The sequence below is a fragment of the Bradyrhizobium sp. SZCCHNRI1009 genome (assembly GCF_032487575.1).
Lineage (GTDB): Bacteria > Pseudomonadota > Alphaproteobacteria > Rhizobiales > Xanthobacteraceae > Bradyrhizobium.
This window is the reverse complement of sequence record NZ_JAUEUL010000025.1, coordinates 46,132-67,994: the sequence shown is the minus strand read 5'-3', so window position 1 is coordinate 67,994 and position 21,863 is coordinate 46,132. Positions and strand designations below refer to the sequence as shown.

The window sequence follows — 21,863 nt, the reverse complement described above, 5'->3', positions numbered from 1 at the left end:
CTCATTCCCTGGTCTTGAGGGCCGCGACCAGATCGAGCCGATCCACCCTCCTGCGAACGATGATGGCGCTGATCGCGGCGCTGGCCAAGACCACCGCGGTCGCGATCAGGTAGGTCCGCGGCGCGATCACGCCCGGGATCTGAAAGCTCTCGCTGGAATGCAGCCGCGCGATCAGCCCGATGATGGCGTGCGACAGCACCAGGCCGAGCGGAATCCCGACCGCGATGTCCAGCGCGAACTCGCCGAACAGGATGCCCGCGACCTCGCCGCGGGTGAAGCCCAGCACGCGCAGGCTCGCGAGCTCCCAGGCGCGCTCCTGCAGGCTGATGCGGGCGCTGTTGTAGACCACGCCCACGGTGATGATCGCGGCGAAGCCGGTGAGGATGCCGGCGGTGACGAACACGAGGCCCGCGATCTTCTCGATGAAGGATGCCAGGGTGTAGGCCTTCATCGTCACGGATTCGATTTTCGGCATGCTCTTGAACCTCGCGCCGAGCGCAGCCAGCGCCGCCGGCTCGACATGGAGGCTCGCCGCCGAGATCACCGCGCCTTCGCCGGTGAAGCGGTTGAGCGTGTCGATGTCCATGTAGGACGCCATCCCGATCGCCTCGTCGACGATGGCGCTCACCGGCAGGTCGCGCCGCCGGCGGCGGCCTTCCATCGCCTCCACCGTCACGACCTGCCCCGCGCTCAGCGCCAAGCGCTCGGCGAGGCGCCGGGTCAGGGTGATGCCATCGGGCGCCGCGACGATCGGGCGACGTACGGAATCGTGCGGCCGGCGCAGCTCGTCGGTGGCCGCCAGTCCGATCACCGAGGTGAGGTAGCTCTGATGCCCGGCCCGCAGCCGCACCGGAACGATGCGCTGGCCTTCGATCGCGAGCACGCCGGGCTGGCGCGCCAGGTCACGCAGGATCGCGCGGTCCATCGGATGGATGAACGTGATCGTGGCGTTGCCGCGCTCGACCAGGTTGAACTGCAGCTCGATCATCTCGCCGATGGCGTCGCGCCAGAAGATCCCGAGCACCATCATCGGCACCGCGAAGGCGATGCCGATGATGGTGAACAGCGAACGGAACGGCCGCCCCGCGACGTTGCGCAGCATCATCATCCGCCGCGCGCCGAACGCCGTGCCGGGCACGATGCGCTCGATCCAGGAGCGGCGGAACCCCAGCGGCATCGCGGGCCGCATCGCCTCTGCCGGCGCAAGGCCGACAACCTCCTGAAGCGCCGTGACCACGCCGAGGGCGCCCGCCGCGACGCTGATCGCGACGCCGGCCACCGCCGCCCAGGGCGCCAGCCGGAATGGCAGCTCGGGCAGACGGAAGAATCCCTGATAGCTCGATATCATGGCATGGCCGAAGCCGACGCCGCCGGCGATGCCGAGCGCCGATCCGATCAGCACGATCACCAGCATCAGCTTGAGATAATGGAAGGTGAGCCGCAGCGTCGGAAAGCCGAGCGCCTTCAGCGCCGCGATCTGCTCGCGCTGCGCGGCGACCAGCCGCCCGAGCGCGCCGTTGAGCAGGAATGTGGCGACACCGAAGAAGATGATGGGGATGGTGATCGACATCACCTTCTGCTGGTTCAACTCGTCCTCGAGAAAGCGGTTCGACGGCTGGTCGCGCCGCGCGATCGCGCCGATCGAGCCATAGGGCTCGAGCAGCCGGTCGAGCTCCTCGATCACGGGCTTGGGATCGACGCCCGGGGCGAGCGCGATCACGGCGTCGTTGAACGCCCCTTTCATATCGAAGGCGGCCTCGGCCGCGCTCCGGTCGACCCACAGGATGGCGTAGAGACGATCGTCGGGGATCGGCAATCCCGGCTTCACCGCGTAGACATATTCCGGCGACAAGGCGATGCCGGAGACCCGGAAGCCCTGCACGCGGCCATTGAGCAGCACGCGGATGTCGTCGCCCGGATTGACGCCATTGGCCTCGGCAAACGCCTCATTGACCGCGGCGCTGCGCGCGGTCCCCGGCTCGGGCGCCGTGCCGCGCCGCAGATGCAAACGCGCCAGCGCTTCGTCGCCCGCGCGGCTCAGCGACACCAGGCGCGCCGAGACCGGCTGCGACGCCGCCGGCCAGTCGACGATCACCTCGCGCACGATGCGCGGCTCGACCGCGACCACGCCGGCGATGGAGCTCAGTCGCGGCACCAGCGCCAGCGGCGCCCGCTTCAGCGTGACGAAGATCTGCGGAAACCGGCCATCGGCATAGAACTGCTCGCAGCCGTCGCGCAGGGACAGATAGGTCGAGACCGAGCCTGCGAACACCGCGACGCCGGCCGCCACCAGCAGCGCGATCGTGATCACCTGCCCGCGCATCGCACCGATGTCGCGCCACAGCTTGCGGTCCAGCAGGCTCACCAATGCACCTCCTCGGCCGACAGCCGCCGTGCATTGCGCTCCTCGCCGACGATGCGCCCGCCGCCGAGCCGCAGCACGCGATCGGCCATGCCGGCGATCGCCGCATTGTGCGTGATGATGATCGTGGTCGTCCCGAGCTGCGCGTTGGCACGCGCGATCGCGGCGAGCACCACCTTCCCGGTCTCGTAGTCCAGGGCGCCGGTCGGCTCGTCGCACAACAGCACGTCGGGCGCCTTGACCATGGCGCGGGCCACCGCGACGCGCTGCTGCTCGCCTCCGGAGAGCTGCGAGGGAAAGTGGTCGATCCGCCGCTCGAGCCCGACGAGCTTGAGCACCTCGCGCGGATCGAGCGGCCTGTCGGCAATCTCGGTGACCAGCGCGACGTTCTCGAGCACCGTCAGACTCGGGATCAGGTTGTAGAACTGGAACACGAAGCCGACATGTTCGCGCCGGTAGCGCGTCAGCTCGGCATCGCCGGCGCCGACCAGTTGATGATCGCGCCACTGCGCCTCGCCCGAGGTCGGGCTGTCCAGCCCGCCGAGAATGTTGAGCAAGGTCGACTTGCCGGATCCCGAGGGGCCGAGCAGCACCACGAACTCGCCCTCGTAGATGTCGAGATCGACGTCGCGCAACGCATGCACCTCGACCTCGCCCATGCGGTAGGTCTTGGAGAGCTTGCGGGCGCGAAACACGGGTGCGGCACCCGGATGCTCCGGACGCGCGGCAGCGCTCGCGTCGTTGATCGTGGTCGGACTCATGAGGCCGCAGTTCCTGTCCGGCGAAGGCCTACGCAGAACGCCCGAGACACCTCCATGCCATCGAGGCCGGACGACTTCATAGCCCACAATCGGTCAGCAGCCGTCTTTGCCGGTTGATGCATATCAAGCGACCGACATCATCGGGGCGCGTCACACACATCTGCTCACGTCCATCCCAACGTCGAGACCTCGTAGATCAGCACGGCGGCCCCGAGACAGCGGCGCCAGGGATTGACGCCGCGCACGAGCTCATCGACGGCCCAGACGACGAGACCGGCCTTCACCAGACAATCCAGATTCGCGCCCGTCCGACCCGGCGGGTGCAAGGCCCAGCCCACGAGGCTTCCCACCAGCACGATCCACAGCGCCGGGTTCGGCATCTGGGCGATCGTGATCTCGCCGGTCGCGCGATTGCGGAAGAACCAGTTGAGAAAGCGCGACATCGTGCCGCCAGCCTGCCCGGTCACGCTCCGCGTCCCATCCTGCTTCCCACGCTGCAGGATGCGGCCCAGGCCGCGCGAGATCAATGGCCGCACGGGAAGAAACAGCCTGTAGCCGAACTCCAGGACCGCCAGCGCGCCCGGCATCGAGGCCACACGCGCCGCCCAGCGCCAACGCGGCAGACGGCGCCAGATCTCGACGAACGCCGCAGCGCCCGAGAGCAGGCGCCCGTCACTGGCACGCACATGAAACCGCGCCATCGCCTGTTGCTGGGTCACGCCATCCGGCGTTTCCGCGCCTGGTTCGGAGACGTCGACGAAACACAGCGCACCCGCCTGATCGGTCCGGCCGTAATAGCCGATCTCCGCTCGACACAGCGGACAGGATCCATCGAAGTACACGGTCGACTGCGCACACTCTGGCGCCATGCGGATCTCCTCCAAAACACCCGCTCCAACCTCAGATCCCTGAACGTCCGTGCCGGGGTTTTGGGTCTGTGGCTGGTTGGATTTCGGTCGGAGGATTTCGGTGACGGTCTTGGGCCGTCACCGAAACGACCACGCTCCCAAGTCTCGCATCCCGCGTGGTAAACTCACCGCGGCGGCATCTTCTCGAATTTCGGCAGCGCCGGATCGAGGTGATCCCAGGGATGTCCGGCGGCGGTCCACGACACCAGTTGCGGCCGGTAGCGGCTGGGATCGTCGAGGCTTGCGGGCGTGACGATGAACACATCGGGCATCGCCGGAAACGTCAGGTGCATCGACGAGCCGCAGGTCTGGCAGAACGCCCGCCGCTTCACCGTACCGCCATCGCCGATGGTCTGGAAATGCGACACCTCGCCGTCGACCTTCACCTCCGCCGCGACGAAGGTCAGGTGCGACTGATGGCCGGTGCCGCTGTCGCGCTGGCATTGCCGGCATTGGCAATCCAGCATGACCGCCGGCTCGCCCTTGATCTCGTAACGCACCGCCCCGCAGGCGCAGCCCCCGACATAGGAATTGGTCATGTTGCTCTCCTCAGTGCGACCGCTGCGGTGACGCCTGCTCGGCGGCGACCTGATCGAGCTTCTTGACGACGGTCTTCCAGCCCTCGCCCATCTTGCGATACGCCGTCTCGTTGGCCGGCAGCACGAAGCCGGAATGCACGAGGCGAAGACGCGTGCCCGTGTCGGCCTTGGACAGGCTGAAGGTGACGACCGTCTCCAGCTTCGCGCCGTAACCGACATTGCCGTCGTGGCCGCCCCTCCAGGCATAGGACAGCCGCTCGTTCGGCACGACCTCCAGCACCTCGCAGTGAATGGTGCCGTCCCATTGGCCCGCCGGCGTGGTCTGAAAGGTGAAGCGATTGCCGATGACGGGCTCAAAACCCTTGGGCGCCATCAGCCAGCGGCCGATCAGCTCGCCATTGGTCAGGGCTTTCCAGATGACCTCCGGCGCATGCGGGAAGATGTCCTCGACGACAATGGCCTGCGTGTCCGCGTTCACGGCCTGGTTCATGGATCGATGTCCTTCAGCAGTTTTTTCAGATTGGCGAAGCGGTCGCGCCAGAACACGCCGTAATGGCTCATCCAGTCGGCCAGCGGCTCCAGGCCGCGTGGCTCGGCGCGGTAATAGACCTTGCGGCCCTCGGGGCGCTCGCAGACCAGGCCGGCCTGCTTCAGGGATTTCAGATGCTGCGAGATGGCGCCCTGCGTGACGGTGCTGCCGCGCGTGAGCTCGACGACGGTGATCTCGTCGGCCGCGACGATGCGCTCGAACACCGCGCGCCGGGTGGGATCGGCCAGCGCGCGCATGACGGCCGTGATGGGTTCAGACTGGATCATGCGAAAGCAATAGCAACCACTAATCAATCAGTCAACACTAATGTTATAGACGCCAATCGCGGCTCGTATGCTCCCGCTGGACGGTGCCGCCAGAAAATCCGAATTTTTATCTTCCGTTTTTCAGAATTCAATGCTATGGTATCGCGTCCCGCCCCGATTGAGGGGCGCATCGCGATCGTCACGAGCGTTGGGTGCGGGATGCGGTGGGCGTGTCGGGTTGCAGCGTGAGCGATCATGCCGACGAACGATCCGATGCGTACGGCGAAGTCGTGTGGTCCTGGCATCCCGGTGCTGATGCCAAGCTGGCGCTGCAAGTTCGACGAGCGCGCTGGCGACGGGGGCAAGAAAGCCGATCCCCGGGGAGATCACGTATAAGCCGTTCAAACCATTGCGCGGGGAAGGCCGGGATGATCCGGCCCGTACCTGTGGTTCCTGCCGCCTGCATTTTTTTCGCAGGCGGGCCATGGGTGCGACCGGCACCCGGCCTTTCCCGCGCCCTCATTGTTAGGAGGGCGACCAGATGAGCAACACTCGGACGCGAAAGCGGGTGCGAGAATGAGAATGCATGTTTTGCCCATGTCTCACCGCCGTCCTTGCGAGGAGCGCAGCGATTGATCTGCGCGACCCCACAACTGTCAACTATGTCCCCGAACACCCGTCAGCGACGTCTCCGGGCTGAACACTGCGCTCGCAATGTCGCTTTCATTTCCGCTGTCGTCCCCGCAAGCTGCGGCAACGCGCAAGCGTTGGCGCGGCGCCGACCCGGGACCCCTACGCCGCGGCGGTTGTTTGAGGCACGCTGGAGCGGACGGCCTTGGCGCCAATTTCCGCCGGTGGTCATGGATCCCGGCGTTCGCCGGGAGGACATCGGTTTCTGGATGGCCAGCTTGGCCCACATGCGCGTTTTTGAACCTTCCCTTCTGCCGCGGGAACACACCCAAGCGCCTCACTGCCGCCAAACCCCGCAGAAAAACCGACTGAATCGCCCCTCCCATTCCGGTACACTCGCCGCGTGACCCATCGCCCTACGATTCTCGTGTTCGACTCCGGCCTCGGCGGCCTGTCCGTGCTGCGCGAGGTGGTGCGGGCGCGGCCTGACGCCCACTACGTCTATGTCGCCGACGACGCCTTCTTTCCCTACGGCCATCACAGCGAGCGGGCGCTGGTCGCCCGCGTGGTGCCGCTGATGGGCGAGCTGATCGCCGCGCACCGGCCCGACCTCGTCGTGATCGCCTGCAACACCGCCTCCGTGCAGACGCTGGCGCCGCTGCGGGCCGCCTACCCCACGCCCTTCGTCGGCACCGTGCCGGCGATCAAGCCGGCCTGCGCGCAGTCAAAGACCAGGCGCGTCTCCGTGCTCGGCACCAAGGCGACCGTGCAGCGCGAATACACCCACGCGCTGATCCGCGATTTTGCGCAAGGCTGCAACGTCACCCTGGTCGGCTCGCCGGAGCTTGCGTCACTGGCGGAGGCCGCGCTCAGCGGAACGCAGGTCAGCGACGCGGCCATCGCCGCCGAGATCGCACCCTGCTTCGTGGGCGACGCCGCCGATCCCGCTGATCGAACCGACACGGTCGTGCTCGCTTGCACGCATTATCCGCTGCTGCTCGACCGGCTCGAACGCCTGGCGCCCTGGCCCGTCACCTGGATCGATCCGGCACCGGCGATCGCGCGCCGCGTCGTCGACCTGCTGGGCCCCCCGGCTGGCGACGCCGACGATGGCGGCGCCACCATGATCTTCACCTCGAACAAGCCACATCAGCTCGGCCGCGCGCTCACGCCCTATTTCGGCGGCCGCGTCCCGGCCTGACGGAGACCGCCGATGTCCGCACCGCGCCAACCGCTCAACCGCCTCAAGCAGGCCTGGCGCGACAAGCGGCCGACGTTCGGCGCCATCGCCACCATCCCGAGCATCCAGACCGTGCGCATCATGGCGCAACAGCTCGACTGGATCATCGTCGACCTAGAGCATGGGCCGATCGATCTCTCCACCGCGCACGCGATGATCACCGCCACCGCGGGCACGCCCTGCGTGCCGCTGGTGCGGATCGCCGCCAACGAGCCGCATCTGGCGAAGGCGCCGATGGACCTCGGCGCGCTCGGCATCAACTTCCCGATGATTTCGAGCCGAGCGGACGCCGAGAAGGCGGTGCGCAGCGTGCGCTACCCACCCCGCGGCGACCGCCTGTGGGGTCCCTTCCACGCGCCGTTCCACTGGAACGTGTCGATGGCGGATTACATGGCGACGGCCGATGACGACATGATCTGCATGGTCACGATCGAGCATGTCGAAGCGGTCGAGCGCATCGACGAGATCATGGCCACGCCCGGCATCGACATCGCGGTGATCGGCCCGGGCGATCTCGCGACCTCGATCAACAAGCGCGGGCAACTCGATGATCCCCTGGTGAAATCCCTCATCGCCCGTGCCGAGGCCGGCATCCTCAGATCGGGCGTGCCGATCGGCGGCGCCGCGCGCAGCGCCGATCAGGCCAATGCGATGATCGCGCGCGGCTACGTCGCGCTGGCGCTCGGCTTCGACTGGTCTCTGTTCCAGCGCGGCATTGCCGCAAGCTTCGAGGGGATCAAGCGCTGATTCAGGGCCGCTTCACGTTCCAAACGAAAAACAGGATTGGGGGAGAAGCCCATGACGAAGAAGACGATTTTGGGCACGTCGCTGGCCGTGTTCGGGCCGCTGGCCGCACCGGCGCCCTAGAGCGGCGCTTCCGTAACCCGGCCTGCGGTGTTAACAGCAGCCGCCGCCGGGGAGCCGGATCAGGCCAAGCACAACAAACGGGAGCGACAGGTTCAGGATGCGCGGAACGACCAGGCCGATTTCGCTGCACCGCCGTCTGATCATCGATCTGATGCATGCCTCGCGCGGCGTGCCGTTCGTGTCGCTGGCCCGGACGATCCAGATCGGTCCGCTGCTGGAGGCCCGCGCCGCGGCCGTCCACCCGCCCGGTTTCGCCGCGATCTTCGTCAAGGCGTTCGCCCTGGTCGCCCGTGACGAGCCGGTCCTGCGCACGCTCTACACCGGGTGGCCGCGGCGCTGCCTTTACGAGCTGCCGCGCAGCGTCGCCACCGTCACCATTGCCCGGGTCGAGAATGGCGAGGATTGCGTGCTGCCGCAGCGCGTCTCCGGGCCTGAGGCCATGTCGCTGGCCGAGATCGACGCCCTGATCCGCCAGGGCAAGGAGGCGCCGGTCGACGACGTCGCCATGTTCCGCAAGATCATGCGCGCGACCCGGCTGCCGCTGCCGCTGCGCCGGTTCGCCTGGTGGGTCGGGCTGAATTTCGGCCGCCAGCGCGCCAACTGGTTCGGCAATTTCTCCGTCACCAGCATCGCCGCCTGCGGAGGCGGCCAGTTGCACGCCCTGAGCCCGGGACCGTTCATCATCAATTACGACGTCGTCCAGCCCGACCAGACGATTCCCATCCTGATCCGCTGGGACCACCGGGTTACCGACGGCGCCATGATCGCCCGGACCGCGATCCGACTCGAGCAGGTGCTGAATGGCGAGATCGCAGCCGAGCTGAGGGCCTGCCCGGTTTCCGGGCGCAGTCCGGCGGAAGCCGACCTGGGATGCGAGGCGGGGCGGCGGAAAATGACCGTCCTGAAGGGGCCGAAAGGGTGATTTTGCCGGCAAAAGCGGCCGTTGCGGTTTGACAAGCCGGCAGTTTCTCGCCTAAGAACCCCCTGCTCGCGGGCCGCTTTCGGCCCGCGTTGCGTTTCGCGACCCGTGGCCTTCTCCCTTCATGCTTTGGGGAGGGGTCTGTCGGTGGACCGGATTTCCCGGACACACAGGAGGGCGCGTTTCCTCAAACCCGAACGAAAGACTTGAAGAGGACGCGATGACTAAGCGCAGTGAGGCGAAGTACAAGATCGATCGCCGCATGGGCCAGAACATCTGGGGCCGCCCGAAGAGCCCCGTCAACCGCAGGGAATACGGCCCCGGCCAGCACGGCCAGCGCCGCAAGGGCAAGCTGTCCGATTTCGGCGTGCAGCTGCGCGCCAAGCAGAAGCTGAAGGGCTACTACGCCAACATCTCCGAGCGCCAGTTCCACGGCATCTATGTCGAGGCCGGCCGTCTCAAGGGCGACACCGGCGAGAACCTGATCGGCATTCTCGAGCGCCGTCTCGACACCGTCGTGTTCCGCGCCAAGTTCGTGTCGACCATGTTCGCCGCGCGCCAGTTCATCAACCACGGCCACATCAAGGTGAACGGCCGCAAGGTCAACATCGCGAGCTACCAGGTCAAGCCGGGCGACGTGATCGAGGTCAAGGAAGCCTCGAAGCAGCTCGCCGTGGTGCTGGAAGCGAGCCAGCTCGCCGAGCGTGACGTGCCCGACTACATCGAGGCCGATCACGGCAAGATGACCGCGAAGTTCATCCGCATCCCGGCGCTGTCGGACGTGCCGTTCGCGGTGCAGATGGAGCCGCATCTGATCGTCGAGTTCTACTCGCGCTGATCTTGACCGGACCGCGGTCCGGCACCATCTGATAATCCGAAGGCCCTGGCACGCGCCGGGGCCTTTGCTTTTTGGGGTTTCGGATGCGGCGAACCGATTCCCGAATGCCACACTTGCCACGAATTCGCCCCAACCTGGGCTGACAGGGAATCCGTCCCGTGATTCACTGTCTGCAGTTGTAAAGTAGCGGGGCGTTCGCCATGGAGTTCAACAGGCGCAATATCATCTTTGGTGCGTTGCCGACCGATGCGGTCGGCGCCCCGCCTCTGCCGCCGTTGCGGGCGCCGCCGCTCACCGCTCCGCCGTTACGCGCACGGACCTCCGGCGTCCGCTATCGCTTCAACGACGGCCTCTATCCCTCGACCGTCTTCGACCTCCTCGAACGCTCCTGCTGGCACGTCCAGTCCGATGCGACAGCCCATGTGATCCGCCATGTCGGGACCGGGCTCACCTTTGCCGATGCGCAGCTTCGCCACGATCCCTACGCGCTCGAGCTTCTCCACTGTTTCGACGACTCGCGCGAGCTCACCGACGAATGGCACACCATGCTGGTGGGCTGGGCCGCGGTGAACATGGGCTGGAACGTCAAGCGGCAGCGCCCGGGCGCCGTGCTGCTGCTTTCACCGTCTCGGCAGAGCCCGCTCGAACCCTGGGTGTTCGACTGCACCGCGGCGCCGCCGCTGGTCGCCGAGCCGATCGAGAGCAGGCCTCTGCGGCGGCCGGACATCTGGCTCAATCCGCCGCGCGCGGCGTAGCTCGCGAGGAGGAGCGTTTTGCGGGAGCGTTGCGAGTTGGGTAAGGTCGGGTCGTGATAAGCGAACGAGGACTGCCGATGTATTACACCCCGCCCCCGCGCGATCCCAAGGCGCCGCCCGTGCGCGTCAATCTGCTGTCGGACACGCAGACCCGCCCGACACAAGCGATGCGCGAAGCCATGGCGCGGGCCGAGGTCGGCGACGAGCAGATCGGCGACGACCCGACCGTGCACGCGCTCACCGCCCGCGTCGCCGCGCTGCTCGGCAAGGAGGCGGCGGTGCTGATGCCGTCGGGCACGATGTGCAATGTCGCGGCGACGCTGGTGCATTGCCGGCCGGGAGACGAGATCCTGGCGCACGAGACCGCGCACATCATCTCGCGCGAGGGCGGCGCGCATGCGGCGCTCGGTGGTTTCCAGGTGACGCAGCTGAAGGGCCCCGACGGGCAGTTCACACCGGAGACCTTTCGCGCCGCGCTGCATCCGCGCAGCCGCTACCAGCCGCCGCAGACCGTGGTCAGCGTCGAGCAGACCGCCAATATCGGCGGCGGCACGATCTGGAAGAAGGCTGATCTCGACGAGATCGTCGAGATCGCCAAGGCGAATGCAATGGCGACGCATATGGACGGCGCGCGGCTGCTCAACGCGACCGTCGCCACCGGCATTCCCGCGGCCGAGATGACCGCGGGCTGGGACTCGGCCTGGATCGATTTCTCCAAGGGACTGGGCGCGCCGATCGGCGGCGTGCTCGCCGGCAGCGCCGCCTTCATCGACGAGGTCTGGCGCTGGAAACAGCGGCTCGGCGGCGCGATGCGCCAGGCCGGCGTCGTCGCGGCGGCCTGCATCTACGCGCTCGATCATCACGTCGGCCGGCTCGCCGAGGATCACGCCAATGCGCGGGCGCTGGCGCGCGGGCTGTCGCAGATCCAGGGCGTCGAGGTGCAGGAGCCCGAGACCAATCTGGTGTTCTTCAAGCCGGATGGCGCCGGCGTGTCAGGCGACAAGATGGTGAGTGAACTACGCAAGCGCGGCGTGCTGCTGGCGATGATGGACGGCCGCATCCGTGCCTGCACGCATCTCGACGTGTCAGCCGCTATGATTGAGGAAGCGGTCGGCCATGTCAGGGAGATCGTGCGCGGCGCATGACGATCATGACGCGAGGGCTGCGTAAACCAGCCGGCCACACAGGCGGCCGCCGTTATCGCGGCGCCTCCTTGCGAGCGCGGCTCTCGATCGCCTTACTCAACGCCTCGTCGTGCAGCTCGGCGCTCGCCTCGGAGAAGCAGCAGAACACGATCTGCGACAGCGAGGTTTCGCCGCTGATGGCCTCGATCGTTGTGGCGACCGCAATCGAGGCGGCGCGATCAGCGGGAAAGCGAAAGATGCCGGTCGAGATTGCGGGAAAGGCGACGGAACACAGCAGGTGGTTGTGACACAGCTCAATCGAGCGGCGGTAGCACGAGGCCAGCAGCTCCGGCTCACCGCGGTCGCCGCCCTGCCAGACCGGGCCGACCGTGTGGATCACATGACGGGCGGGCAACCGGTAGCCCTTGGTGATCTTGGCCTCGCCAGTCTTGCAGCCATGGAGCATGCGGCATTCCATGACGAGGTCGGGTCCCGCCGCACGGTGGATCGCGCCGTCGACGCCACCACCGCCGAGCAGAGACGTGTTCGCGGCGTTGACGATGGCGTCAACGCCGAGCTTGGTGATGTCGGTGACGACGACCTCGAATCGGGTCGTGCCGATCTTTCGGACCGGATAGCTCAGGCGGAGGCCGCCGTGCCGACCGGGATGCCCTTGTCGGTGAACAGCTGCTGCAGCTCGCCGCTCTGGAACATCTCGCGGACGATGTCGCAGCCGCCGACGAACTCGCCCTTCACATAGAGCTGCGGAATCGTCGGCCAGTTCGAGAACGTCTTGATGCCGTTGCGCAGCTCGGCGGATTCGAGAACGTTGAGGCCCTTATAGCCGACGCCGACGTGGTCCAGGATCTGCACGACCTGGCCCGAAAATCCGCACTGCGGAAACTGCGGCGTCCCCTTCATGAACAGGACGACGTCGTTCGACTTCACTTCATTGTCAATGAATTGCTCAATGCTCATCTTCGCTTCCTCTAGGGCGCCTCAAGGAACGCCTGGGGCTCGGTCCGCGCTGATCGCCATCGGACGGATTTCGCCCGCAGCCGATCGCCACTCTTCTATATGTAGCGCAAACCGTTGTTCAGCCAAAGTAAAATGCCGAGGATCGGCCCGCGACCCAGGCCCCCCGGCCGGACCATAGGCTGACGGCAGCAATATTATAGCCGCCACGAGGGTTTCATCCCGTAACCAAGCCCCTATTTAGGACGAACTGTCGAAAGGAACTTGTTCCGTCGAACATCGTTTTCTGCTGGCAAACGGAGACCCTCGTGACCAGTTCTGCCTCCGCTACGGCCTCCATCCCCGACACTGATACGCTTCAGACCGGGTCCGGCTCCCTCGCCGGGCGCCTGACCGAGGCGTACCTCGCCGTTCGGGGCGAGACCGAGCGGCGTGCGGCGCCGCTGAGCCCGGAAGATCAGGTCATCCAGTCGATGCCGGACGCCAGTCCGGCCAAATGGCATCGCGCCCATACGACCTGGTTTTTCGAGCAGTTCGTGCTGGGCGAGCACTGCCGGGGATATATCCCTTTTCACGCCGATTACGCGTTCCTGTTCAATTCCTATTACGTCAGTGCCGGCCCGCGCCACACGCGGGGCGAGCGCGGCCTGATCACCCGGCCGGGCGTGGCCGACATCACGGCATATCGGCAACACGTCGACGCGGCGATGGCGGACTTCCTGGGCAGCGCCGAGCCTGCCACATTGGCCGCTGTGGCGCCGCTGGTGGAGGTCGGCCTCAATCACGAGCAGCAGCACCAGGAGCTGATGCTGACCGACATCCTGCACGCATTCGCGCAGAACCCGACGGCCCCGGCCTATGATCCATCCTGGACCTTTCCTGCCCCGGCAGGCCGGGGCGCGGATTGGATTCACCTCCCCGAGGGCATCCATACCGTCGGACACGCCGGTGATGGTTACCATTTCGACAATGAGGAGCCAGCCCATCGCGCACTCGTCGGGCCGGTGGGCATCGCGCGCAATCTCGTCACCAATGCCGAGTGGCTCGCTTTCATGGATGACGGCGGCTACCGGACCGCCACGCTCTGGCTCATGGACGGCTTCGCCGCCGCCAGTCGCGAGGGCTGGCAGGCGCCCGGCCATTGGTACAAGGTCGAGGGCGAATGGCGCATCATGACGCTGGGAGGGCTGCGGCCGGTCGATCCGGATGCACCCGTGTGCCACGTCAGCTACTATGAGGCCGACGCATTCGCACGCTGGCGCGGCAAGCATCTGCCGACCGAGATGGAGTGGGAGGTCGCCGCGCGCGGCAACCAGCTCAGCGACGCCTTCGGCATTGTCTGGCAGTGGACCCGCAGCGCCTACAGCCCCTATCCCGGCTATCGTGCCACGGAAGGCGCGCTCGGCGAGTACAACGGCAAGTTCATGGTCAATCAGCTGGTGCTGCGCGGCTCATCGCTCGCGACGCCGGCGGGCCACAGCCGCGTCACCTATCGCAACTTCTTCTATCCACATCATCGCTGGCAATTCACCGGGCTCCGGCTCGCGGACTACGCCTGAGCTATCAGCATTCGTTGCCCGACAGTCGCGCGTGTGCGCGTCCAGGAGAGTATCATGAACGTGCACGTCAACGCGCTGCTCGATGCCCATCTCCCCGACGACAAGACGTCGGCCTTTGCGACAGACGCAGTCGCAGGCCTCACCCAGCAGCCCAAGCAGCTATCGCCGAAATATTTCTACGACGCCGCCGGATCAGACCTGTTCGAGCAGATCACGCGCCTGCCGGAGTACTACCCGACGCGCACCGAGCTCGGCATCCTCAGGGATCGCGGCGCCGAGATCGCGGCGGTCATTCCCGACGATGCTGCGCTGATCGAGTTCGGCGCCGGCGCCACCACCAAGGTGCGGCTGCTGCTGGAGAGCTGCCGCTTCGCGGCCTACGTGCCGGTCGATATTTCCGGCGAGTTCCTGACCGCACAGGCCGACAGCCTGCGCCGCGACTTCCCGCAGCTGGCCGTGCACCCGGTCATCGCGGATTTCACCACCGCATTCAAACTGCCTGATGCCATCGAAGGCAAGCCGAAGGTCGGCTTCTTTCCGGGATCGACGATCGGCAATTTCGAGCCGCATGAGGCGTGCCGGTTCCTGCGCTCGGCACGCGAGATCCTGGGGACCGGCGCGCTGATGATCGTCGGGGTCGACCTGGAGAAGGACGAGCGCGTCCTGCATGCCGCCTACAACGACGCCGCCGGCGTGACCGCGCGTTTCAATCTCAATCTGCTGTTGCGGATCAACCGGGAGCTCGGTGGCAATTTCGACCTGTCCGCCTTCGTTCACCGCGCGATCTACAATCGCGAGCAGCACCGCATCGAGATGCATCTGGTTGCACGAAAGCCGCAGACCGTGCGGCTGCTCGGCACCACCCTCTCGTTCCGGGCCGGCGAGAGCATCCACACCGAGAACAGCTATAAATACAGCATCGAGCGCTTCGGCGCGCTGGCCCGCGGCTCCGGCTGGAAAGTCCAGACCGTGTGGACGGATGCGGAAAAAATGTTCTCGGTTCAGGCGCTCGTCGCCGAGGCGTGAGGCTCCGGCTTCGACCGCAGCGACAGCGTCTCCCACAGCGCGACGATCGCCAGCAGCGCGCTCGTCAGCGCTGATAGCACGAGCGGCGACAGTTCGGTCGCGAACCAGCCGAGCCCGATCAGCGCCAGCAGGCCAGCGCCGTGCGACAGCTGCAGGAAGCCGCGGATGTTGAACTTGAAGAGGATGGTCCCGAGCAGAAACACGAACGGACCGCCGATCGTTGTCGCCGCCGTATTCAGGTCGGTATGCCCGAGGGGGTGCTTCAGGATGATCTCGTCCGATACCGCCGAAACGATGATGCCGGCGACGATCGGCATGTGCAGGTAGGTGTAGGCCGAGCGCGCCATAAGCCCGGATTGCGCCGACTGCGAAATCACCTCCGATCCCGCCTCAGCGCCGCGGTTGAAATACACCGCCCACATCGCCACCGTGCCGATGAAGGCACTGGCAAAGGCGGCAATGTTGGCTCCGGTCCAGTCGAGCTCGGCAAAGGTCGCGCCGGTGACGACGATGGATTCGCCGAGCGCGATGATGATGAACAGCGCACAGCGCTCCGCCATGTGGCCGCCTTCGACCATCCAGTCCTCGACGGTGGATGCACCCAGCCCGGGGACCCAGAAGCGGACGGCCGGCGACACATATTCCAGGGTGAGCGCCGCCCCCCATAGCCCCATCCGCGCCGGGCCCTCGGCAAGGCCGCCGAGCAGCCAGAGCACGGCGGAGGCACTGAGCCAGGAGAGAATGCGGGCGGCGTTGCGACGGACGGCCAATCGCTGCGGCGGCGTCGCGGTCAGCCAGAACGCGGTCCGGCCGACCTGCATGGCGGCGTAGGCCATGGCGAACCACAGGCCGCGGTCCTCGAACGCCCGCGGGATCGACATCGACAGAACGAGGCCCGCCAGCATCAGCGCGAACAAGAGACCTCGGACGAGCGCCTTCTCGGGATCGAGCCAGTTGGTCACCCAGGCGGTGTAGACCCACACCCACCAGACCGCGAGAAACAGAACGGCCGTCTGGGCGGCGCCGAGCGGCGAGAAATGGCCGATCAGATAGTGCGAGATCTGCGTGACCGCGTAGACGAAGACGAGATCGAAGAACAGCTCGACGAAGGTGACCCGACTGTGCCGGTTCGGCTCGATGACGCGAAACAGCGCACCACGCGGATTGTCCACCGCCATCTCCCCCGGATGCGTGCTGCGCGATCTGCCCCTGAATGGTCAGCGCTGGTCCGGCACCCCGGTCTGCAGCGCCAGAGCATGCAGCACGTCACCCATCTGGCCGCGCAGCGATTGATAGACGAGCTGGTGCTGCTGCACGCGGGATTTGCCGCGGAACGATTCCGAGATCACCGTCGCGGCGTAGTGGTCGCCGTCGCCAGCGAGATCGCGAATCGTCACCTGGGCGTCAGGGATGGCAGACTTGATCATCTGCTCGATATCGTGGGCATCCATGGGCATCCCGGTGCATCTCCTTGTGTCGGGCCGGCGCCGCATCCCGTAGACGATGTAGCCCGCAGGGCCCGCGGCTTGGCTGCAGCTCCCATCAGTGGCCCGCCGAGCACGGCGAATCAAGGCATTCTCGCGGGACCGTGATAGTGAAATCTAGCGCGAACCGCTTTCGAGGTCACGCGCGGAACCACTATATACCGGGATCAGACGAGATACGTCGGACTGGGTGACGCACCCAAAAGGCCGAATCGGGAGGACGACGACATGAAGCTTCCAGGACCGGATCATCCGATCACCGTCACCCCCAACCCAAAACGCGTACGGGTGATCGCCGACGGCGTCGTGATTGCCGACACGACCCGCGCGTTGACGCTGAAGGAAGCGAGCTACCCCGCGGTTCAATACGTGCCGCGGGCCGACGCCAACATGGCGGCCTTGCAGAAGACTGATCGTGTCACCCATTGTCCGTACAAGGGGGATGCGAGCTATTTCAGCGTCGTCGCCAACGGCAAGACATTGGACAATGCGATCTGGAGCTACGAGGCGCCCTTCCCGGCGATGACCGAGATCTCGGGCCACCTGGCGTTCTATCCGGACAAGGTGCGGATCGAGGAGGTCGCAGCTGATTGAACCCGGTGACAGCCCGCCGCGCGGCGGGCGCGAGGCGATACCGGCGCGGCGGTTGTTTCGATCACTGACCTGATGGCGTGCTACACTCTGAAAATCGTAAGCCCGAGAATCAGGAGCACGAGGAAGATCACCAGGAAGATATAGAACAGGATCCGCGCAATGTCGGCGGAAGCTGCCGAGATGCCGGTGAAGCCGAGAATACCGGCCACCACCGAGATCACGAAGAACAGCAGCGCCCATTTGAGAAGTGTCACGGTATGGTCCTCCGGTTCTGCGCCGTGCCGGCGCGGCGCCTCACTAACGATGAGGCGGGGAACCGGTTCCTTCGGCCATCGGTCCCGGCGCCGAAGAAATGCGCAACCCACGACCGTCCCGGCCGTAACTTCATAGGTCGTCGGTTCGTAAGGATATCGGGAGCGGAAATCGGCATGTGTGAGAAACCGGCTTGCGGACCGCGGCACTTGCTGATTTGCAGCACCAAAGACGACATCTGGTAGTCCGGCGCCGTCATTCGCCCGCTTGCGGGCGACTCCAGCGAATGACGGTGCCATAGGTCACACGAGCTCATCCACTCATTCCGGCTCGCGCAGCCTTGGACGACGTTTGCATGACGCCCCGCGGCGAGGGGGATGCGAACGTCCCATCCGCTGCACGGGCCGGGCAGCAGCGACGCCGGGGGGCGTATGGTCATATCGGTTACACAATCGGCGGCGGCCGCGAAGATCGAGCTTCAGGCCCGCCCGCGCGCCCGGGCGCGCAACGCCGCGCTCGATCACGCCCGGACATTCCTGACGCTGGTGGTGCTGCTCCACCACGCCGTGATTCCCTATACCTATTTCGGGCACACCGATCCGACGTTCTTCCTCGGCTTCGATGCCATCGTGCTGGCCACCGACAGCTTCTTCATGGCCATGTTCTTCTTTCTGTCGGGCCTGTTCGTGTGGTCGGGCCTTGCTCACAAGTCGACGCTGCAGTTCCTGCGTGACCGGCTATTGCGCCTTGGCCTGCCGTTCGCCATCGCAGCCCTGACCGTCATTCCGCTTGCCTATTACGCGATCGAGCTGCGCGCCAATCCGGACGCCACCTTCGCTGCCTTCTGGTGGAAGACGGTCACGGTCGGTCCATGGCCGAGCGGGCCGATCTGGTTCATCTGGGTGCTGCTGGCGTTCGACACCTCGGCAGCCCTTTTGTACCGCGTCTCGCCACGCCTGCTGGATCCGATCAATCGGCTGTCGCAGCGCGCCTTCGAGCATCCGCGCGACTTCTTCTTTGCCTTCCTGCTGATCACAGGCGGACTCTACATCCCGTCCCGGCTCTATTTCGGCCCGACGTTCTGGTTTGAAGCCGGACCGCTCTCGGTGCAGGCCAGCCGCGTCCTGCTCTACGCCGCCTATTTCTACGTCGGGGCTGGCATCGGCTCGGCCAATGTCGAACGTGGCCTGCTGGCCGCAGAAGGGCAGATGTCGCAGCGCGGACTCGGGGCCTGGATCGTGGTTACGCTGGTGCCCTATGCGCTGCTCTGGGTGCTCATCACGATCAAGCGCCAGGTGCTGGGCAATCCCCCCGTGTTGCCGCAATGGTACGAGGCAGCCTATGGCTTCCTGTTCGTCATCTTCAGCGCCGCGATCCTGTTTGCGATCCTGTCCTATTTCCTCAACAACCGCCGCTCGGAATTCTCCGTGCTCGATCGCATGCAGGCCGACGCCTATGGCATGTTCCTGGTGCACTATCCGATCGTGCTGTGGATCCAGTACTGGCTGTTCGACTTCGGCCTGCCGGCCATCGCCAAGGCCACGATCGCCTTTGTCGGCAGCATGCTGCTGAGCTGGGGCGCGACCTGGGTGCTCAGGCAGATTCCGGGGGCGAAGAACGTGTTGTAGGACGGTCCTGCCTCCTCCGTCATTGCAAGGAGCGCAGCGACGACGCAATCCAACCTCCCGCCGGAGCTCTGGATTGCGTCGCTGCGCTCGCAATGAGCGCGTGGAAAGGCACCGCGCTGACAACGTACTCCGCTGTCGTCCTGCGAACGCAGGGACCCATAACCGCAAGATCTTGTTGTTGGCGCAGGTCAACGACCAGTCCCGCCGACTACTCCGTACACCGAGTGGGTCCCGGATCGGCGCCACGTCGGCGCGGTGCGCCGCCGTGGCTTGTCCGGGACGACAACGGTGTGTCAGGCAGCCGCCCCGCCCATATATTCTGGTAGCCAGCTCTCGAACCGGCTCTTCAGCGTATCCACTTCCACCGAGGCCTCGCCGGCGATCGCCAGCGCAGTGCCGCCTGTCGTGCCGATGCGCGTGCACGGCACGCCGGCGCCGCGCATCTTGGCGAGCACGCGGCCAGCCTCGGTCTCCGGCACCGTCACGAGATAGCGCGCCTGGTCCTCGCCGAACCAATAGGCATGTGGCACGATCGAGGCAGGCGCGGCCAGCAGCCGCGCGCCGATGCCGGAGGCCATCGCCATCTCGGCGAGCGCGACGAGCAGACCACCGTCGGCCAGATCATGCGCAGCCGTCGCCGTGCCCGCATGGATCATGCCGCGCACGACATCGCCGATGCGCTTCTCCGCGGCCAGGTCGACCGGCGGCGGAGCGCCCTCCTCGCGGCCGCAGACGTCGCGCAGGTAGACCGACTGGCCGAGCCAGCCATGGGTCTCGCCGATCAGCAGGATCGCCTCGCCCTCGGCCTTGAAGGCGATGCTCGCCGACTTGGTGAAATCATCGAGCAGGCCGACGCCGCCGATCGAGGGCGTCGGCAGGATCGCGCGGCCGTTGGTCTCGTTGTAGAGCGAGACGTTCCCGGAGACGACGGGGAAGTCGAGCGCGCGACAGGCCTCCGAAATGCCCTTCAGGCAGCCAACGAACTGGCCCATGATCTCGGGCCGTTCCGGGTTGCCGAAATTGAGATTGTCGGTGATCGCAAGCGGCCGGCCACCGACCGCGGTGATGTTGCGCCAGGCTTCGGCGACGGCCTGCTTGCCCCCCTCGAACGGGTCGGCCTCGCAATAGCGCGGCGTGACGTCGACGGTGAGCGCCAGCCCCTTCGGCCCGTCCTGCACGCGCACCACGGCGGCATCGCCGCCCGGGCGCTGCACGGTGTTGCCGAGGATCACATGGTCGTACTGCTCCCAGATCCAACGCTTGGAGCACAGATCGGGCGTTGCGACGAGCTTCTCCAACGCCGGGATGATGGCCAGGGGCGCCTTGACCTCGCGGGCGTGGATCACCGGCAGCGCCGATGAGGCCACGTGCGGGCGATCATACAGCGGCGCCTCGTCGCCGAGCTCCTTGATCGGCAGGTCGGCCATGACGTCGCCGCCATGCTTCACCACGAACCGCTTGCTCGGCGTGGTGTAGCCGACCACCGCGAAATCGAGCCCCCACTTGCGGAAGATCGCTTCCGCCTCCTTCTCCTTCTCGGGCTTCAGCACCATGAGCATGCGTTCCTGACTCTCGGAGAGCATCATCTCGTAGGCGCTCATGCCGATCTCGCGGGTCGGCACGGCATCGAGATCGAGATCGACGCCGAGGTCGCCCTTGGCGCCCATCTCGACCGCCGAGCAGGTCAGCCCGGCCGCGCCCATGTCCTGGATCGCGATCACGCAGTCGGCGGCCATGATCTCGAGGCACGCTTCGAGCAGCAGCTTCTCGGCGAAGGGATCCCCGACCTGCACCGTCGGGCGCTTCTCCTCCGAGGAGTCGTCGAATTCGGCCGAGGCCATCGAGGCGCCGTGGATGCCGTCGCGGCCGGTCTTGGAGCCGAGATAGACGATCGGCATGTTCACGCCGGAGGCGGCCGCATAGAAGATCTTGTCGGCGTCGGCGAGGCCGACCGCCATCGCGTTGACCAGGATGTTGCCGTCATAGCGGGTGTGGAAGCGGGTCTGGCCGCCGACCGTCGGAACGCCAAACGAGTTGCCATAGCCGCCGATGCCGGCCACCACCCCGGACACCAGATGCCGCGTCTTCGGATGCTCCGGCGCGCCGAACGACAGCGCGTTCAGGCAGGCGATCGGGCGTGCGCCCATGGTGAACACGTCGCGCAGGATGCCGCCGACGCCGGTCGTGGCACCCTGGTACGGCTCGATGTAGCTCGGATGATTGTGGCTCTCCATCTTGAACACGACCGCCTGGCCGTCGCCGATGTCGATCACGCCAGCATTCTCACCCGGGCCCTGGATCACCCAGGGCGCCTTGGTCGGCAGGCCCTTGAGATGGATGCGGGACGATTTGTACGAACAGTGCTCGTTCCACATCGCCGAGAAGATGCCGAGCTCGGTGAAGGTCGGGACCCGCCCGATCAGCTTCAGGATGCGCTCATATTCGTCGGGCTTCAGGCCGTGGGCGGCGACGAGCTCGGGGGTGATCTGCGGTTCATTGCGCATGGAGAAATGCCTTTGCCCCGTGGGCCGCTGGTCCCTTAAACCCTGCTTCATAGATACAGAGGCAGAAGCGGAAAAGGCCTTTTACGGCCCTATTCCGCCCTGT

Annotated in this window: 22 protein-coding genes and 1 pseudogene; 10 read left to right on the top strand and 13 right to left on the bottom strand. The window is 66.2% G+C overall.

Annotated features, from left to right (window positions below; translation table 11 throughout):
- Position 1: 1 nt before the first annotated feature.
- From QX010_RS28625 to QX010_RS28595, 7 genes and pseudogenes are all read right to left on the bottom strand, one after another.
- On the bottom strand, positions 2-2,368 hold the full coding sequence (locus tag QX010_RS28625; RefSeq protein ID WP_316183089.1) for an ABC transporter permease: 2,367 nt from the start codon (positions 2,366-2,368) through the stop codon (positions 2-4).
- Positions 2,362-3,123 carry an ABC transporter ATP-binding protein gene (locus tag QX010_RS28620; protein WP_315801187.1) on the bottom strand — a complete coding sequence of 254 codons (762 nt, stop codon included), beginning with the start codon at positions 3,121-3,123 and terminating at the stop codon, positions 2,362-2,364. The genes QX010_RS28625 and QX010_RS28620 overlap by 7 nt, the downstream gene beginning before the upstream one ends.
- A 164-nt stretch (positions 3,124-3,287) precedes the next feature.
- The gene (locus QX010_RS28615; protein ID WP_315801380.1) at positions 3,288-3,566 is read right to left on the bottom strand and encodes a hypothetical protein; all 279 of its coding nucleotides are present in this window, start codon (positions 3,564-3,566) and stop codon (positions 3,288-3,290) included.
- 87 nt (positions 3,567-3,653) lie between these two features.
- A pseudogene (locus QX010_RS28610) lies at positions 3,654-3,992 on the bottom strand (thiol-disulfide oxidoreductase DCC family protein); the annotation flags it as partial.
- Between the two features lie 164 nt (positions 3,993-4,156).
- Positions 4,157-4,570, bottom strand: a complete 414-nt coding sequence (locus tag QX010_RS28605) for a GFA family protein (RefSeq protein ID WP_315801189.1) — start codon at positions 4,568-4,570, stop codon at positions 4,157-4,159.
- A 10-nt stretch (positions 4,571-4,580) separates the two neighbouring features.
- On the bottom strand, positions 4,581-5,060 hold the full coding sequence (locus QX010_RS28600) for an SRPBCC domain-containing protein (protein ID WP_316183088.1): 480 nt from the start codon (positions 5,058-5,060) through the stop codon (positions 4,581-4,583).
- Entirely contained in the window at positions 5,057-5,386 is a 330-nt protein-coding gene (locus tag QX010_RS28595) for a metalloregulator ArsR/SmtB family transcription factor (RefSeq protein WP_315801191.1), read from the bottom strand. Before QX010_RS28595 ends, QX010_RS28600 begins: the two co-directional genes overlap by 4 nt.
- Before the next feature lie 1,012 nt (positions 5,387-6,398).
- Here QX010_RS28595 and murI point away from each other — a divergent pair.
- From murI to QX010_RS28565, 6 genes are all read left to right on the top strand, one after another.
- The gene (murI, locus tag QX010_RS28590) at positions 6,399-7,196 is read left to right on the top strand and encodes a glutamate racemase (RefSeq protein ID WP_316183087.1); all 798 of its coding nucleotides are present in this window, start codon (positions 6,399-6,401) and stop codon (positions 7,194-7,196) included.
- Positions 7,197-7,208: 12 nt separating this feature from the next.
- Positions 7,209-7,982 carry an HpcH/HpaI aldolase family protein gene (locus QX010_RS28585; protein WP_316183086.1) on the top strand — a complete coding sequence of 258 codons (774 nt, stop codon included), beginning with the start codon at positions 7,209-7,211 and terminating at the stop codon, positions 7,980-7,982.
- A gap of 217 nt (positions 7,983-8,199) precedes the next feature.
- Entirely contained in the window at positions 8,200-9,024 is an 825-nt protein-coding gene (locus tag QX010_RS28580) for an acyltransferase (protein ID WP_316183085.1), read from the top strand.
- Positions 9,025-9,241: 217 nt separating this feature from the next.
- Positions 9,242-9,859, top strand: a complete 618-nt coding sequence (rpsD, locus tag QX010_RS28575; protein WP_315801195.1) for a 30S ribosomal protein S4 — start codon at positions 9,242-9,244, stop codon at positions 9,857-9,859.
- Between the two features lie 200 nt (positions 9,860-10,059).
- Positions 10,060-10,614: a hypothetical protein gene (locus QX010_RS28570; protein WP_316183084.1), complete on the top strand. Its 555-nt coding sequence runs from the start codon at positions 10,060-10,062 to the stop codon at positions 10,612-10,614.
- A 77-nt stretch (positions 10,615-10,691) separates the two neighbouring features.
- Positions 10,692-11,759, top strand: a complete 1,068-nt coding sequence (locus QX010_RS28565; RefSeq protein WP_316183083.1) for a threonine aldolase family protein — start codon at positions 10,692-10,694, stop codon at positions 11,757-11,759.
- A gap of 52 nt (positions 11,760-11,811) precedes the next feature.
- Here QX010_RS28565 and QX010_RS28560 read toward each other — a convergent pair whose 3' ends face one another.
- Positions 11,812-12,381, bottom strand: coding sequence for an O-acetyl-ADP-ribose deacetylase (locus QX010_RS28560; RefSeq protein WP_316183112.1), 570 nt, complete (start codon positions 12,379-12,381; stop codon positions 11,812-11,814).
- Positions 12,378-12,716: a Grx4 family monothiol glutaredoxin gene (gene grxD / locus QX010_RS28555; protein WP_006609190.1), complete on the bottom strand. Its 339-nt coding sequence runs from the start codon at positions 12,714-12,716 to the stop codon at positions 12,378-12,380. The genes QX010_RS28560 and grxD overlap by 4 nt, the downstream gene beginning before the upstream one ends.
- Positions 12,717-13,021: 305 nt before the next feature.
- Here grxD and egtB point away from each other — a divergent pair, with 305 nt between their 5' ends.
- Positions 13,022-14,272 carry an ergothioneine biosynthesis protein EgtB gene (gene egtB, locus QX010_RS28550; protein WP_315801198.1) on the top strand — a complete coding sequence of 417 codons (1,251 nt, stop codon included), beginning with the start codon at positions 13,022-13,024 and terminating at the stop codon, positions 14,270-14,272.
- A 54-nt stretch (positions 14,273-14,326) separates the two neighbouring features.
- Positions 14,327-15,298 (top strand): L-histidine N(alpha)-methyltransferase, encoded by a 972-nt coding sequence (egtD, locus tag QX010_RS28545; protein ID WP_315801199.1) that lies wholly within the window; start codon positions 14,327-14,329, stop codon positions 15,296-15,298.
- On the opposite strand, the gene QX010_RS28540 is transcribed toward egtD, so the two are convergent.
- Together QX010_RS28540 and QX010_RS28535 are read right to left on the bottom strand one after the other, a co-directional pair.
- Entirely contained in the window at positions 15,274-16,476 is a 1,203-nt protein-coding gene (locus tag QX010_RS28540; protein WP_316183082.1) for a low temperature requirement protein A, read from the bottom strand. The two genes, egtD and QX010_RS28540, sit on opposite strands and share 25 nt — an antisense overlap.
- Positions 16,477-16,515: 39 nt before the next feature.
- Entirely contained in the window at positions 16,516-16,755 is a 240-nt protein-coding gene (locus QX010_RS28535; RefSeq protein ID WP_315714834.1) for a BolA family transcriptional regulator, read from the bottom strand.
- Positions 16,756-17,010: 255 nt separating this feature from the next.
- Between QX010_RS28535 and QX010_RS28530 the strand changes: the two genes are divergently transcribed.
- Positions 17,011-17,376 (top strand): DUF427 domain-containing protein, encoded by a 366-nt coding sequence (locus tag QX010_RS28530; RefSeq protein WP_316183081.1) that lies wholly within the window; start codon positions 17,011-17,013, stop codon positions 17,374-17,376.
- Between the two features lie 80 nt (positions 17,377-17,456).
- Here the strand turns inward: QX010_RS28530 and QX010_RS28525 are convergent, their stop codons facing one another.
- The gene (locus tag QX010_RS28525; RefSeq protein ID WP_009031962.1) at positions 17,457-17,630 is read right to left on the bottom strand and encodes a DUF1328 domain-containing protein; all 174 of its coding nucleotides are present in this window, start codon (positions 17,628-17,630) and stop codon (positions 17,457-17,459) included.
- Between the two features lie 429 nt (positions 17,631-18,059).
- Between QX010_RS28525 and QX010_RS28520 the strand changes: the two genes are divergently transcribed.
- Entirely contained in the window at positions 18,060-19,256 is a 1,197-nt protein-coding gene (locus tag QX010_RS28520; protein WP_316183080.1) for an acyltransferase, read from the top strand.
- Between the two features lie 293 nt (positions 19,257-19,549).
- Here the strand turns inward: QX010_RS28520 and purL are convergent, their stop codons facing one another.
- Positions 19,550-21,760 carry a phosphoribosylformylglycinamidine synthase subunit PurL gene (gene purL / locus QX010_RS28515; RefSeq protein ID WP_316183079.1) on the bottom strand — a complete coding sequence of 737 codons (2,211 nt, stop codon included), beginning with the start codon at positions 21,758-21,760 and terminating at the stop codon, positions 19,550-19,552.
- Between the last annotated feature and the right edge of the window lie 103 nt (positions 21,761-21,863).